Here is a 14840-nt window from a genome sequence, read left to right as displayed (position 1 = left end):
TTCCCCTCGATTAGTTCATTGCTTTACGTAGATGGTCGGCAAAGGCCGCGATTTGCGCCTCATCGTCACCTTCGACGATGATCTGTGCGCGCTCGGCCTGTTTAGGTGCGACAACACTGATGGCGTCGACCAGTTTAGGTAGCGCTTCCAGAGCCAACGCTTGGGTGTCGAGTGTGGTAACGGGCTTCTTCGCCGCCGCCAGAATCGTCTTCATCGATGGGATCTGAGGTTCATTGATGTCGGCAGAAACTGAGAGCACTGCAGGTAGGTCGATCTCCAGCACTTCAACTTCATCGTCCAGGGCTCTTTCTACCGTTAGTGTGCTGTTCGTAGCCGACACAATCTTGCTGACGGCATTGATGCAACTGACATTAAGCAGTTCACCCAATTGCATGCCCACCTGTTGGGCGAATAGATCGCCCGAGCCATCGCCACAGAGGATCAGGTCAAACTCGCACTGACGTGCTGCGCTAGCAAGAACACGTGCGGTTTGATGGGGCAGTAGTGCTTCAAATTGCTCATCGATCACTAGCGTCAGATCGTCAGGACCACGGGAGAGGATATCTTTGCGTGCCTTGGGATTATCCAGTGCCTTGCCGCCAACGCTTAGGGCGGTGAGCTGACTGCCTTCAACCATAGCTTTAAGCTGTACACCGGCTTCGACGGCGTTGAGATCGAAAGGGTTAATCTTAGGGGCGGCCTTGTTGGTATCTAGCGAGCCGTCACCATTTACCGATATGTCTTGTTCTTCGGGGACCAGTTTATAGCAGGTAATAATTTTCATTATATCTCCAAATTATCAGTGTTTATTTATGGCCTAATCAAAACGATAAAATATTAATTCTGATGATCTGCTGTCGTTGAGTGAGACAGACGATCTAGAATTATCATTAATAGATTTAAACATGTAGTCGCTACAGATAGACGATAAATAACTTGTATTTGCCATTCTGTTGATTGACTGTGGGGCAATTATAGGATCATAAATATTTAATCTGATGTTACACGCTTCACATTTATGCTTTGAATTTAAATTTTGCCTTGGAGAGTTTCTAACAGATGTATTAGTTGGGCTAATAAGTCTTGGTTTGTTTAGTTTTGTTTAAAAGGGTATAAGTATGGCTAATAAGATGGTTTAGCTTTTCTTATGACCAGTTAAGCCAAACTTATTCTGTCATTTTTAGATTTTCTAATAACCTATTTAGTATTTGTTTTTAGTTGTCTTGATTCTAGGTTTTATTATTTTAATCAAAGCATAAGTTGCTGTATTTTATGGTTTTACTTGCCTTTAATTGTATGGCGTTAGCTGGTTTTACTATGATTTAAATCACTTTTTATTTCTAATTTGATATCGTGAGCACATTTTTTTTGTGACCGTATCGACGATTAATTATGTCTTATGGATGTCATTTGGGTGGTCTATTTTTATGGCTTTTTATTGATTTTATTTATACGTGATAACGATCACTGAACAATAAGATTGCCTACGTATTATTTAAATGCCTGCTAACCATTTAATTACTCGCTAATTGCGATGAAATTAAAGTTGTGTGGTGAAACAAAATAAAAACTGCTTATCAATTGTATGTGGAAGTGTTTGGTCGAGGTCTGCTTGTCGATAAAACATAAATGTACGGATGAAATTGGCTTTTACCTATTGTCCTCCTAAAAAGAGGGAGATCTATTAAGATGAACGAAAAAACCATGGGATTTGATCTCGCAGAAGGGAAAAAGAAAAAGGTGACGATTGAACCTAAAATCTTTTTCCCTTCTCTGATTGCCGTGATATTGCTCTCTTACTTGACCGTAAGAGATCTCGATGCGGCCAATGTTGTTATCAAGGAAGTATTTCATTATCTGACCCACTCTTGGGGATGGGCATTTGAGTGGTACATGATTGCCCTGGCCATAGGTTGGGGTTGGCTGGTATGGGGACCCTATGCCAACAACCGTCTGGGTCAGGAAAAACCTGAGTTCAGCACAGGAAGCTGGATCTTCTTGATGTTCGCCTCCTGTACCTCCGCCGCCGTGCTCTACTGGGGCTCGTTAGAGGCATACTACTATCTGACCTACCCGCCATTCGAAATTCAGTCGATGTCGGTACAGGCCAAGGAGCTTGGTGTGGCCTATAGTCTCTTCCACTGGGGCCCCTTGCCTTGGATGGGATATGGCTTCTTTACCGTCGCCTTAGGTTACTTCCTGTTTGTGAAGAAGATGGATGTGGTTCGCCCCAGCGGTACCCTGGCCCCAGTGCTAGGTAAGCATCACAAGGGGATCCTCGGCACATTCATCGACAACATCTATGTGGTAGCACTAATCCTTGCCATGGGCACTAGCCTTGGTTTGGCAACGCCGCTGGTGACCGAATGTATTCAGTGGTTGTTCGGCGTTGAGCGCACCATAGAAGTGGATACCTTCGTGATCTCTGTGTGGATCATCTTCAACGCCGTGTGTGTGGCCTTCGGCCTGACTAAGGGCATTAAGATCGCCAGTGACCTGCGCAGCTACCTGAGCATCATCATGCTGTTCTGGGTGTTCCTGATCGGTGCGACCAGCTTTACCGTTAACTACTTCACCGAGTCCGTCGGTGTGATGCTGGCTTACCTGCCACGCATGCTGTTCTATACCAGCTCAATCAGCGCCGACAGCTGGCCACAAGACTGGACCGTATTCTACTGGGCCTGGTGGGTCGTGTATGGCATCCAGATGTGTATCTTCCTGGCTAAGATCTCTCGTGGCCGCACAGTGCGTGAGCTGTGTCTGACCATGGTATTGGGTCTTACCGCTTCTACCTGGTTCCTGTGGACCATCCTCGGTAGTAACACTGTGAACCTGATGCACGAAAGCATCATCAACATGGGCCAGTTGATCCAAGATCATGGGGCGCCACGCGCCATCATCGAGACCTGGGCTGCCTTGCCGATGAGCACTATCACCATGTGGGGCTTCTTCATCCTCTGTTTCCTCGCCACAGTGACTCTGATCAATGCCTGTTCTTACACACTCGCTATGTCGACCTGTAAGGGCGCCGACGCCGACAACGAGCCACCTGTGTGGATCCGTGTGGGTTGGTCTGTGTTGGTGGGAGTGATCGGTATCGTGTTGCTGTCACTGGGTGGGTTGAAACCCCTGCAAACCGCCATCATTGCCGGCGGGGCGCCGCTGGTGATCGTCAACATCCTGGTGATCATCTCTTTCTTGAAAGATGCACGTAAAAACAATTGGGCTTCTTAATGGGGCCCTCCCACTAAGCAGCCGTTAACTGTAAAGATAGGAATATACGATGGACTTTAAATTAACCGACGAGCAAGAGCTATTCGTTTCTGGTATTCGCGATCTGATGGCGAAGGAGAACTGGGAAAGCTATTTTGCCGAGTGTGATGAAAATAGCCAGTACCCTGAAAGGTTTGTCAAAGAGCTGGCCGAGATGGGTATCGATAGCCTGCTGCTGCCAGAGGAGCACGGTGGCTTCGAAGAGGGCATGGTGACCCTGACGGCGATCTGGGAGGAGCTGGGCCGCCTGGGCGCGCCAACCTATGTACTGTATCAGCTACCTGGTATCGCCACTGTGCTGAGACACGGTAACCAAGATCAGATCGATAAGATCATGGCGCTGCGTGGCACGGGTAAGCAGATGTGGAACTCGGCCATTACCGAACCAAGCGCGGGTTCTGATGTGGGCAGCCTGCTGACCACTTACAAGCGTCGCAACGGCAAGGTCTACCTGACGGGTAGCAAGTGTTTCATCACCAGCGCCGCAGGTATCCCCTATGTGGTCGTGATGGCCAAAGATGCAGACAGCGAGAAGCCAATCTTCACCGAGTGGTTTGTCGACATGACCAAGCCGGGCATCAAGCTGAGCAAGCTACCTAAGCTGGGTCTGAAGATGGACAGCTGCTGCGAGCTGCAGTTCGACGAGGTTGAGCTGGAAGAGTCTGACATGTTCGGTATCGAGGGCAACGGTTTCCTACGTGTGAAGGAAGAGTTCGACTCGGAGCGTTTCCTGGTGGCATTGACCAACTATGGCGCGGCCTACTGCGCCTTCGAAGATGCGGCCAAGTACGCCAACCAGCGCGTACAGTTTGGCGAGACTATCGGTCGCTTCCAGCTGATCCAAGACAAGTTTGCTCACATGGCGATCAAGCTCAACAGCATGAAGAACATGGTCTATGAAACGGCGTGGAAGTGCGATCAAGGCACCATGACTTCTGGCGATTCGGCCATGTGTAAATACTTCTGTGCCAATGCCGGCTTCGAGGTGATCGACTCCGCCATGCAGGTACTGGGAGGCTATGCTATCGCCGGTGAACATCGCATCAGTCGTATGTGGCGCGACATCCGCGTCGACCGCGTATCCGGTGGTTCGGATGAGATGCAGATCCTCACCTTAGGCCGCGCCGTGTTGAAACAATATCGCTAAGCGGGGAGGGTAGCGGCGCGGCTCCCAGCGTCGCTGCCCACGGATGGCGGTGTGATGGCCGCCATCCTCCTCACACTCTATTAAGTTTGTAAATTCGCTACCGCATTGATGCCTTTGTATTAGTGCCGGGGACGGGTTTGTGTAAAAAAGGATGTTAGATATGTCGAAGAAGTTATTTACTCCGCAATTTGGTCCCCTGTCGGGCCTGCGTGTGGTGTTCTCAGGGATTGAAATTGCCGGTCCTTTTGCGGCGCAGATGTTGGCCGAGTGGGGCGCCGAGGTGATCTGGATTGAAAACGTCGCCTACACAGATACCATTCGCGTGCAGCCTCACTATCCAGAGCTGTCGCGTCGTAACCTACACGCCTTGTCGCTCAATATCTTTAAGGATGAAGGCCGTGACGCCTTCCTTAAGTTGATGGAGACCACAGACATCTTCATCGAGGCCAGTAAGGGCCCAGCCTTTGCCCGTCGCGGCATCACAGATGAGGTGTTATGGCAACACAACCCTAAGCTGGTGGTCGCTCACCTGTCAGGCTTCGGCCAGTACGGCACCGAGGAGTACACCAACCTTGCGGCCTACAACACCATTGCCCAGGCCTTCAGTGGTTACCTGATCCAAAACGGCGACAAAGACCAGCCAATGCCCGCTTTCCCTTATACCGCCGATTACTTCTCGGGGATGACGGTGACCACGGCGGCCTTGGCGGCCCTGCATAAGGTGCGTGAGACAGGTGTCGGCGAGAGTATCGATGTGGCCATGTATGAGGTGATGCTGCGCATGGGGCAGTACTTCATGATGGATTACTTCAACGGCGGCGAAGTCTGCCCGCGCATGACCAAAGGTAAAGATCCTTACTATGCCGGTTGCGGCCTCTACAAGTGTGCCGATGGCTACATCGTTATGGAGCTGGTGGGTGCCATGCAGATCGAAGAGATGTTCAAGGATATGGACATTAGCCACCTGTGGGCAACGCCTGAGATCCCAGAGGGCACTCAGCTTATCCATAGGGTGGAATGCCCATTTGGCGACGAAGTTGAGACCAGCCTGGACAACTATCTCAACGGCAAGACTATCGAAGCCGTGTTGGCACGCTTTGCCGAGCTGAAGATTGCCTGTGCCAAGGTGCTGACCATCCCAGAGTTGGAAGGAAATCCTCAGTACCAGGCCCGCGAGTCGATCACCGAGTGGACCAACATCGATGGCAAGGCCTACAAGGGCCCCAACGTGATGCCTAAGTTCAAGAACAACCCTGGCAAGATCTGGCGCGGCATGCCTAAGCACGGCATGGATACCGAGGCGATTTTGAGCGATATCGGTTATTCGGCAGAAGAGATCGCGGCGCTGAGCGCCAAGGGTCTTGCCAAGGTGTTTGAAGGTAAGTGAGGCAAGTGATGGATATCGTGGGCAGCAGAACATTAAGGTGCATGTGGCAGGAGCGTGCTCAGCAGTACAGTGATAACACGGCATTGATCTATGAAGATGCTGGCGGCGATATCCGCACCTTTACCTATCAATCCCTGGACGCCCAGATCAACCGGGCGGCCAACCTCTTCCTCAAACAGGGAGTAGCCAAGGGCGACAAGGTGGCGGTGCAGCTGTACAACAGCCCTGAGTTTATCTTCTGCTGGTTTGGTCTGGCCAAGATAGGCGCGGTGATCGTGCCTATCAACACCCAATATGTGCAGGGGGAGTGCAGCTACATACTGACCAAGTGTGACGTCACCGCCCTGGTGACAGAGCCAAGCTTTCTGCCTATCTATGAGGCGTTGGCGGCGAAGGGTCAAAGGCTCGAGCAGGTCTTTGTCGCCCGCGCTGCGGGAGAGCAGTTTGCGGGGCGGGTGAATTTTGATGATCAGTTAGCACTGCAGGCGCCAACTCTCGACCTGCATGTGCCGCTGGAAAGCGAAGACCCCGCGGAGATCCTCTTTACCTCGGGGACGACCTCTCTACCCAAGGGAGTGGTGCTCACCCACTGCAACCTGCAATTTGCCGGGCACTATACCGCCTGGCAGACCCGCTTGACGGCCAAGGACAGGTATCTCTCCATGATGCCCAATTTTCACATCGATTTTCAGTGCAATGCGGCCATGGCGGTGTTTACCGTCGGTGCTTGCCTGGTGATGTTGGAGAAATACAGCGCCCGCCGTTTCTGGAAGCAGATTTGCGACTACCGAGCCACGCTGACCCATAGCATGCCGATGATCCTGCGCACCCTGATGCTGCAACCCGTGGCCGAGGGGGAAGACCAGCATTGTCTGCGGGATATGCTGTTTTTCATGCATATCTCAGATCAGGAGAAGCTGGATTTCGAGACGCGCTTCAAGGTGACCCTGTTTAACTCCTACGGCATGACAGAGACCCTGGTGGGCTTGATTGGCGACACGCCCGGCGAGCCTCGCCATTGGCCGTCAATAGGACGGCCCGGGCTGGGATATGAAGCCAAGGTGACCGATGAGACAGGGCGGGAGGTGGCCCCTAACCTGGTGGGTGATCTCTGGGTGAAGGGGGTGCCGGGCAGAAGCCTGTTTAAGGAGTATTACCAGGACCCACAGGCGACCCGGGCGGCGTTAGGTGACGATGGTTGGCTGCTCACCGGCGACAAGGCCTATGTGGATGAGCGAGGCCTGTTCTACTTCGTCGATCGCAAGAGCAACATGATCAAGCGTTCGGGCGAGAACATCTCCAGCACAGAGGTGGAGAACGTGCTGATGTCACACCCCGCCATCCAGGATGCCGCCGTCATCGGCATAGCCGATCCGATTCGAGATCAGGCCGTTAAGGCGTTTGTCATCTTCGCCCCAGGCCAGTCACTCACCCTAGAGGAGATCTTGGCGTTTTGTAGCGCCAACATGGCCAAGTTTAAGGTGCCCAGTGTGGTGGAGATCCGCAAGAGCTTTCCCCGCACCTGCACCTGCAAAGTCGATAAGAAACTGCTCGAGTGCCAATGAGGCACCGAGCCGTACAAATTTTCCGTTATCACGCGATAACTTCAATGGAGTAGTAACATGAGCGAATCATTACACGTGACCCGTAATGGCAGCATCTTAGAGATCGTTTTAGACAGACCTAAGGCCAATGCCATCGATGCAAAAACCAGTTACGAGATGGGGGAGGTGTTCTTGGCATTTCGTGACGATCCCGAGCTAAGGGTCGCCATCATTACCGGTGCCGGCGCGCGTTTCTTCTCTGCGGGTTGGGATCTCAAGGCGGCGGCAGAGGGAGAGGCACCAGATGCAGACTTCGGCCCGGGCGGCTTTGCCGGTTTGACCGAACTGTTCGATCTCGACAAGCCGGTGATCGCCGCGGTCAATGGCTATGCCTTCGGTGGCGGTTTCGAGCTTGCTCTGGCGGCTGATCTGATCGTCTGCGCCGACAACGCTAGCTTCGCGCTGCCAGAGGCCAAGTTAGGCATAGTGCCAGACAGCGGCGGCATGCTGCGCCTGCCTAAGTTGCTGCCAGCCCCCATCGTCAACGAGTTGATGATGACGGGCCGCAGCATGGACGCCCAGGAGGCATTGCGCTGGGGTGTGGTCAACCGTGTGGTTGAGCAAGAAGCCCTGATGGAGACGGCTCGTGAGTTGGCAAACGAGATCAGCCAGAGCGCACCACTTGCCCTGGCGGCCATCAAGGAGATCTATCGCGAGACGAGTGAGTTGTCGGTCGAACAGGGCTATGCCCACATCCGCAGTGGTCAGCTTAAGCACTATCCGAGTGTGCTGCATTCTGAAGATGCGCTGGAAGGCCCAGCGGCCTTCGCCGAGAAACGTGACCCTGTGTGGCAAGGCAAGTAAGCCGCAATAGACGCAAATTGGGATGGAGGTCGCCTAATAGGCGCCTCCATTTCTGTATCTTTATCGGCAAGATGAGACCGGAAGAGCCTTGTGAATGGCGACGGTGAAACGAGCGCAGCTTGGGGACGACTCAATCTAAGGCGCTTTAAATATAAGGAGTTAGTCATGCCACTCGATCCCGAGGTAGCGCAATTTTTACAAGAGGTTAAAGACTCTGGGGCGCCCGCCTATGAGACGATGACGCCAGCCGAGGCCAGACGTCAGGAACTGACGGATCTCGCCATCGCCAATGCGGGTAAGACGCCTGAGGCCGTCAGTGAGGTGATCCACAGTTTTATTCCCGGTCCGACGGCGGATCTGCCCGTACGTATCTATCGCCCCCTGGGCATAGAGGTGCCTGAGGCTGGCGCGCCAGCCTTAATCTTCATCCACGGCAGTGGCTGGGTGGTGTCTAACATAGAGACCAATGATCACTTTAGCCGCGCCCTGGCCAATCGCACCGGCGCCGTGGTGATCGCGGTAAATTATCAAAAGTCCCCCGAGCACAAGTTTCCGATCCCCATGGACGACTGCTACAGTGCGACCCTTTGGGTGTTTGAGCAGGCCAAGGCCTTGGGGCTGGATCCTAAGCGTATCGGTATCATGGGCGACAGCGCCGGCGGTAATCTGGCCGCCGCGGTAACCCTACGCCTGCGAGATGAGATGGGGCCTCTGCTGGCTTGTCAGGTGCTGGTGTATCCGGCTGTGCATTATGGCTGGGATACGGACTCGGCAAAGCTTCACGGCACTGGTTATCTTTTGCAAAGAGAGAGTATGAAATATTATTGGGGTCATTATCTTCGCAGCCCAGCCGACGGGCAGAATCCCTACTGCTCGCCCTTAGATGCCGCCAGCCATAGCTGTCTGCCGCCGGCGCTCATCTATACCGCTGAGTACGATCCCCTGTGTGACGATGGCTTTAACTATGCGCAGAAGCTAAAACTGGCCGGGGTGCCTGTGTCTTACAAGATGTATGAAGGCACGATTCACGGCTTTATCAAGATGTTACAACGCTTTACTCTGGCGCAGACCTTTCTTGACGAGCTGAGCGAGGCGGTAAGGCCGCTGCTGGCGCTCCAAGGAGAATAGCCGGGCTTCGGCGATCGGAACTCAACGAGCATCGTGAGAAGTGGGGTTGGCCGCAGGATCTGCTGTCATCCCCCGCTTAAGTTGCTGCTTGTGGTCGATATCACTGTCTCATGCTTATCACTTAGTGATCTTAGTCTGATTACCGCAATGAATCAGTAATTTAACCTGGTGTTAACTTAGATATTGTGCGCGGCGTTACATCTTTTCTGCAGATCCCTTGTTAGCATTTTGATTCGGTTTTCGCTTTGCTAAAGAATCATGAACAATAATATTCCGCTAAGAGCACTGCAGATATTTGAGGCATGTGCCAGATTAGAAAGTTGTTCCCTCGCGGCCAATGAGTTGTGTATCACCCAGAGCGCGGTGTCGCAGCAGATAAAGCAGCTGGAAGACTATTTCTTAGAGAAGTTATTTTACAGGCAAGGCGGAAAGATCAATCTTACCGAGGCGGGCATAGAGCTCAGAGAGCGCCTGGCACCTGTGTTTTACGATCTCAACAGCGTCTGCTCCAGCCTGGTGCAGAACATGGCGGGTGAGGTGAGGGTGCATTCCTATACCTCGCTGGCGGCCAGATGGCTGGTGCCTAAGATGGAGCAGCTTAGGCAGATGTACCCGGAGCTCAATATCAATGTCGGCATGTTCCAGAATGATATTGAGATGAGTGACATGATCGCCGATATCTTTATCGTCACCCGGGAATGTCAGGACGGTTATACCATCATCCCTCTGGTCACCGAGAAGCTGGTGGCCTTCTGCAGCCCAGATTATCTTGCTCAGTCACAGGGGATCAGCCTGGCGACCCTAGATCAACATTGTCTGCTCTATTCCAAACATAAAGACTATGGCGTCGATTGGGATACCTGGTTTAGAAACAATGATATCGCCATCAGTCCCAATCAGAAGAAGATCTTCTTCAATCACAACATGCTGGCGGTGCAAGCGGCTATCTATGGCCAGGGGATAGTATTGGGGCTGGAGCAGACCCTCAAAGTGGAGCTGGACTCGGGAAATCTGGTGAAACTGGACCTGCCGACTTGTCTTTCGGGGCTGACCTATTACATCGCCTACAAGACCTCCAAGAAGCGTGACGCCCGTATCATGCGTATCGTCGACTGGATCATCGACAACTATCCGGGGGATCATCCGGGAGATCGTACCTTGGCGCGTTAACCTTCATCCTATGGGGTAGCGCGGCCTTGGCCTAGAAAGCAAATACAAATTCGTTTTAGGAGCTTAACAAGTAAGCAACTTTTGTTATGATGAGTTTCCATTGACTTATCACTCGCTTATCCCATGTTAAGACACCTGAAAACCCTGTTGCTCATCCTACTATCGCTCGTTTTTCTGTTGGTGGTCGGCGTCTATGTCAGCCTCAATCTCAGCCTGCCCAAACTCTCTGGCGAGGTTCAAACTAGTCAGATCTCGGCCAAGACCAGCATAGGGCGGGATCGCCTGGGCACTGCGGTGATCCACGCCGAGAATCGTCAAGATGCCGCCTTTGCCCTGGGATTTGCCCACGGTCAGGACAGGTTTTTTCAGATGGATCTGCTCAGGCGCAACTCTGCCGGCGAGTTGGCCGAGCTGTTCGGCAAGCCTGCGGTAAAACTCGATGAGTCGCGCCGCTTTCATCAGCTGAGAAAACGCGCCGAGCATATCTATCGACATCTGCCCACCGCCCAGCAACAGCTGTTGCAGCGCTATGCCGACGGCGTCAATCGCGCGCTCGCCGCCCAGTCGCTGCCCTCGTTCGAGTATCTGCTGACCCGCGCCAAACGTGAGCCATGGAGACCTGCCGACAGCCTGCTGGTGATCTACAGCATGTATCTGGATCTGCAGGGCAATGGCCCCAAGCGCGATCTCGCCCTTGATCATATCGAACGCAGCTTTGGTCCGGAGATGCGCAGTTTTATCACCCAGACCTCAAACTATCAGGCGGCGCTGGATAACAGCCTGTTTCCTTCCGATCCGCCGGCAATTCCAAAGCTGAGTCCAAGCCCAAGTCCAAGCGTCAGTCTACAACAGAGCACGGCCTCGACCCTGGCCCAGCGACTGGCGGTGACCATAGAGGAGCCCATCGAAGTGGGCAGCAACAACTGGGCGGTGACCGGCAAGATGACCCGCACCGGCAGCGCCATGCTGTCAGATGATATGCACCTCTCCTTCGCCGTGCCCATCATCTGGTACCGCGCGCAGCTAAACTATCCGGATGGTGAGGGCAAGGCGGTGCAGGTGACCGGCGTGTCCCTGCCCGGTGCACCTGCGATTGTGGTCGGCAGCAACGGCAAGCTGGCCTGGGGCTTTACCAACGCTTATATCGACACCGCCGACTGGGTGGCGCTGGACAAAGATGAGCCGCTTGAGGTGGTCCACGAGACCATTAAGCTGCCAAAGGGGGAGCAGGACTATGCCATCACGCTGTCGCGCTTCGGCCCGGTTCGCCACTTGGGGGAGCAGGCCTATGCCCTGGCCTGGGTCGCCCATCAGGAGTATGCGGTCAACATGGAGCTGATGGCGCTGGAGCAGATAGATAATGTGCCCGAGGCGATGGCCAAGGCCAGCGGTTTCGGTATTCCGGTGCAGAACCTGATGCTAGCCGATGACAAGGGCCACGCCGCCTGGCAGCTTGCCGGCGCCGTCCCCGCGCGCACCAATAGTAGCGATATAGCGTTGCCAAGTGAGGAGCTAGTCTGGGATAAGTGGCAAGAGAGAGACGATGAGTTGCCGTCGCTTCAGGATCCCGCCAGCGACAGGCTGTGGAGCGCCAATGCCAGGGTGATGTCAACCCAGGAGGCACAGCGTTACGGCGATGGCGGCTACGCCCTGGGAGCCAGGAGCGCGCAGATCCGCGACCGATTGCTAGAGCAGGAGCTGTTCGATGAGAGCGATTTCTACCGTATTCAGCTCGATAATCAGGCTCGCTTCTACCGTCCCTGGCAGGCCTTTCTGCTGCAAGCTTTAATGCGTGAGCCCAAGCGTTTTGCCAAGGATATAGTGCAGCTGCGCGACTGGCAGGAGTGTGCCTGCGCCGAGTCGGTGGGCTTTACCCTGGTGAAGGCGTTTCGCAGCCAGATGTTAGACAGCGCCTTCGCGCCGGTCGAAGCCGAGCTAAATAGTGCCCAGCTGAGTCTTTCTGTGCTCAAGCGTTACCTTGAGCCTGCCATCTGGCAACTGCTCAAGCAGCAGCCTACCGACTGGCTGCCACAAGATGTCGCCAGCTGGGATGAGCTGGTGGTCGCCAGCTATGTCGCCGCCCGCGACGAGCTGCTAGATAAATACAGCGAGGATGGTGAGCTGAGTGCGCTCAATTGGGGGCGGGTCAACACGCTAGCGATACAACATCCCTTTAGTCGCCAGTTCCCGCTGCTGAGTCGCTGGCTGGACATGCCTAAGGTGGCCGGTTTCGGCGACACCTTCATGCCGGCGGTGCAGCGCAAGAGCTTCGGTGCCTCCCAGCGCTTCATCGTACAGCCAGGTTATGAGGAGCGGGCCATCATGGCGATCCCTGGCGGCCAGTCTGGCCACCCCTTGTCGAAATACTACCGCGCAGGCTTTAGCGAGTATGCCCGCGGCGCGGCGACGCCGCTGCTGCCAGGGGAGATAGAGGCCAAGCTGATCCTGACGCCGAGCCAGGCGCAAGATTGATTCATAGGGTCTCGGCAATAGATGTTTAAGCCAACAAAAAAGCCACCCTGGGGTGGCTTTTTTTTGATCTAGCTAGAGTCCGAGTTAGCTGATGGTCAGGCTCACGCCAGCGCCACTTGCGGTTTGTAACGCAAGAGTTCGCCAGGCAGCTTGATCCCCTGTGCCTTGATGGCGTTGACCCGCGCCAGATAGGCGGCGCCATACATCAGGTGCTTGGCCAGATCCACCGCATGACGCTTGCTGTAGTCATCCAGATAGCTGCCCTTGGCCCACTGGTTGAAGGCGCCCAACGCGGGACCTGCCCAGATCTGATAGTCCATCTCGCGGCCCTGCTCGCCGGTGTTTGACCAGCGGCTCGACAGCCCCAGGTACCAGCGGAAGATGAGTGCCATCTTACGCTTGGGATTCCCCTCGGCACGCTCGATCTGCTTAGGGTCGCGCTCGTTAAAATGAGCGACTGTGCCGGCCCAGATCTCATCTAAACTGGCGCGAAATACTTGCTTCTCCAGCTTGTCGCGCTCATCGACAGGTATCGCCTCTATCGAATCGTAGCGGCTGTAGATCTCATACAGCTTGTTGGCGCGCATGGGGAAGAGGGTGCCGCGTTTGACCACCTGTAGCTTAACGCCCATCTCAAACATGTCGGCGGCCGGTGCCATGGTGACATCGGCCATCTCTGTGGTGGCCAGCAGCTTGCGGGTATGCTCGCTGGCGCCCGCCTCGACACAGGACTGGTTGATAGAGCCTGTGACTATGTAGGCCGCGCCCATGTTGAAGGCCGCCAGGGCCGCATCTGGGGTGCCTATGCCGCCGCCACAGCCGACGCGCAGGGGCGTGGCATATTGGTACTTGTCCTGGATCTCCTCCTTGAGCGCCAAAATAGTCGGCAGCAGGGTCACCAAAGGACGGTTATCCGTGTGGCCGCCCGAGTCCGCCTCGGCGGTGATATCGTCGGCCATGGGAACAGCCTGGGCCATCTCCATCTGATCATGGGTGATCAAGCCCTCGTCCACCAACTTCTGCAGCATCTTTATAGGTGCTGGTTGCATAAACTTCTCGGCGACCTCGGTGCGGCTCACCTTGGCGATCACCTTATTGCCAATGACGATGTTGCCGTTGGCGTCGCGGCTCAGGCCGGCGGCGCGGTAGTAGACGATCTGCGGCGTCAGTCCCAGGAAGGCCGAGGCTTCGACTGTGCGCACCTTATGTTTGAGGAAGAGCTCGACGCTGCCGCGCTCCAGTGCCGGCTCGCTCGGGCTGTGGATCAGGTTGAACATGTAGGGGCCGTTTGGCAGCGCGGTTTGGATACGCTCGATCGCCTGCTCAACCCGGCTTGGGATGAGTCCTGCGGCGCCGAAGGAGCATAAGATGCCCGCCTTGCCCAGGGCGATCACTAGCTCTTCCGACGAGATGCCGTTGGCCATGGCGCCGGCATAGTAGGCGTACTTGACGCCGTGCACCCGGCGAAAGTTGCCATCGCCCAGGCTCTCAGTGCCCAGGGCCGGGGTGAAGGCGCTGACCGGGTGGCCCGAGGCCTGAGCGCCCGAACCTTGATTATTAGTCATCAGGCTCGCCTCGGTGGCGATGCCCACGCCCAGGTCGCTGTCGTTGACCAGGTAGCAGGCGCGGCTGAAATCTTTGAGCGCAGTTGCCATGGCGGCCGTGTCGAAGCTTATCTTGCTGTCGCTTACCTGCCAGGGCCAGGGAGAAAGCTGCTCGTTTGTGGTAGTCGGATTCATCTAATAAAAGACCTTTTTCGTCTTGGACGACTCGGGAACCATGCCTTTTTTGTTAGGCATGACCCGCATCGACCGATTTTTTTATGTTGCTCAATCTATGTGTTTTTATCGCGCTG

At 54.6% G+C, this 14840-nt stretch carries 10 protein-coding genes; 8 read left to right on the top strand and 2 right to left on the bottom strand.

The genetic code is table 11. The features are described 5' to 3' along the window. Positions 1 to 10 precede the first annotated feature (10 nt). Positions 11 to 784 carry an electron transfer flavoprotein FixA gene (locus K0J45_RS13760; RefSeq protein WP_220042969.1) on the bottom strand — a complete coding sequence of 258 codons (774 nt, stop codon included), beginning with the start codon at positions 782 to 784 and terminating at the stop codon, positions 11 to 13. A gap of 905 nt (positions 785 to 1689) precedes the next feature. Between K0J45_RS13760 and caiT the strand changes: the two genes are divergently transcribed. From caiT to K0J45_RS13720, 8 genes are all read left to right on the top strand, one after another. Continuing rightward, positions 1690 to 3234: an L-carnitine/gamma-butyrobetaine antiporter gene (gene caiT / locus K0J45_RS13755; RefSeq protein WP_220042968.1), complete on the top strand. Its 1545-nt coding sequence runs from the start codon at positions 1690 to 1692 to the stop codon at positions 3232 to 3234. Between the two features lie 49 nt (positions 3235 to 3283). Next, positions 3284 to 4420 carry a crotonobetainyl-CoA dehydrogenase gene (gene caiA / locus K0J45_RS13750; RefSeq protein WP_011866472.1) on the top strand — a complete coding sequence of 379 codons (1137 nt, stop codon included), beginning with the start codon at positions 3284 to 3286 and terminating at the stop codon, positions 4418 to 4420. Between the two features lie 160 nt (positions 4421 to 4580). After that, a complete protein-coding gene (caiB, locus tag K0J45_RS13745) occupies positions 4581 to 5807 on the top strand; it encodes an L-carnitine CoA-transferase (RefSeq protein WP_220042967.1) in 1227 nt (408 codons plus the stop codon). Positions 5808 to 5815: 8 nt separating this feature from the next. After that, a complete protein-coding gene (gene caiC, locus K0J45_RS13740) occupies positions 5816 to 7372 on the top strand; it encodes a crotonobetaine/carnitine-CoA ligase (RefSeq protein WP_220045313.1) in 1557 nt (518 codons plus the stop codon). 57 nt (positions 7373 to 7429) lie between these two features. Continuing rightward, a complete protein-coding gene (caiD, locus tag K0J45_RS13735; protein ID WP_220042966.1) occupies positions 7430 to 8215 on the top strand; it encodes a crotonobetainyl-CoA hydratase in 786 nt (261 codons plus the stop codon). A 165-nt stretch (positions 8216 to 8380) separates the two neighbouring features. After that, positions 8381 to 9343 carry a LipP1 family hormone-sensitive lipase gene (lipP1, locus tag K0J45_RS13730; protein WP_220042965.1) on the top strand — a complete coding sequence of 321 codons (963 nt, stop codon included), beginning with the start codon at positions 8381 to 8383 and terminating at the stop codon, positions 9341 to 9343. A gap of 258 nt (positions 9344 to 9601) precedes the next feature. Beyond that, positions 9602 to 10513, top strand: a complete 912-nt coding sequence (locus K0J45_RS13725; RefSeq protein WP_011866467.1) for a LysR substrate-binding domain-containing protein — start codon at positions 9602 to 9604, stop codon at positions 10511 to 10513. 123 nt (positions 10514 to 10636) lie between these two features. Further along, a complete protein-coding gene (locus K0J45_RS13720; protein ID WP_220042964.1) occupies positions 10637 to 12985 on the top strand; it encodes a penicillin acylase family protein in 2349 nt (782 codons plus the stop codon). Positions 12986 to 13086: 101 nt separating this feature from the next. Here the strand turns inward: K0J45_RS13720 and pfaD are convergent, their stop codons facing one another. After that, a complete protein-coding gene (pfaD, locus tag K0J45_RS13715; RefSeq protein ID WP_220042963.1) occupies positions 13087 to 14724 on the bottom strand; it encodes an eicosapentaenoate synthase subunit PfaD in 1638 nt (545 codons plus the stop codon). Positions 14725 to 14840: the final 116 nt, after the last annotated feature.

Origin of the sequence: Shewanella alkalitolerans (assembly GCF_019457575.1) — a bacterium.
Classification (GTDB): domain Bacteria; phylum Pseudomonadota; class Gammaproteobacteria; order Enterobacterales; family Shewanellaceae; genus Shewanella; species Shewanella loihica.
This window is presented reverse-complemented; position numbering and strand designations above follow the sequence as displayed.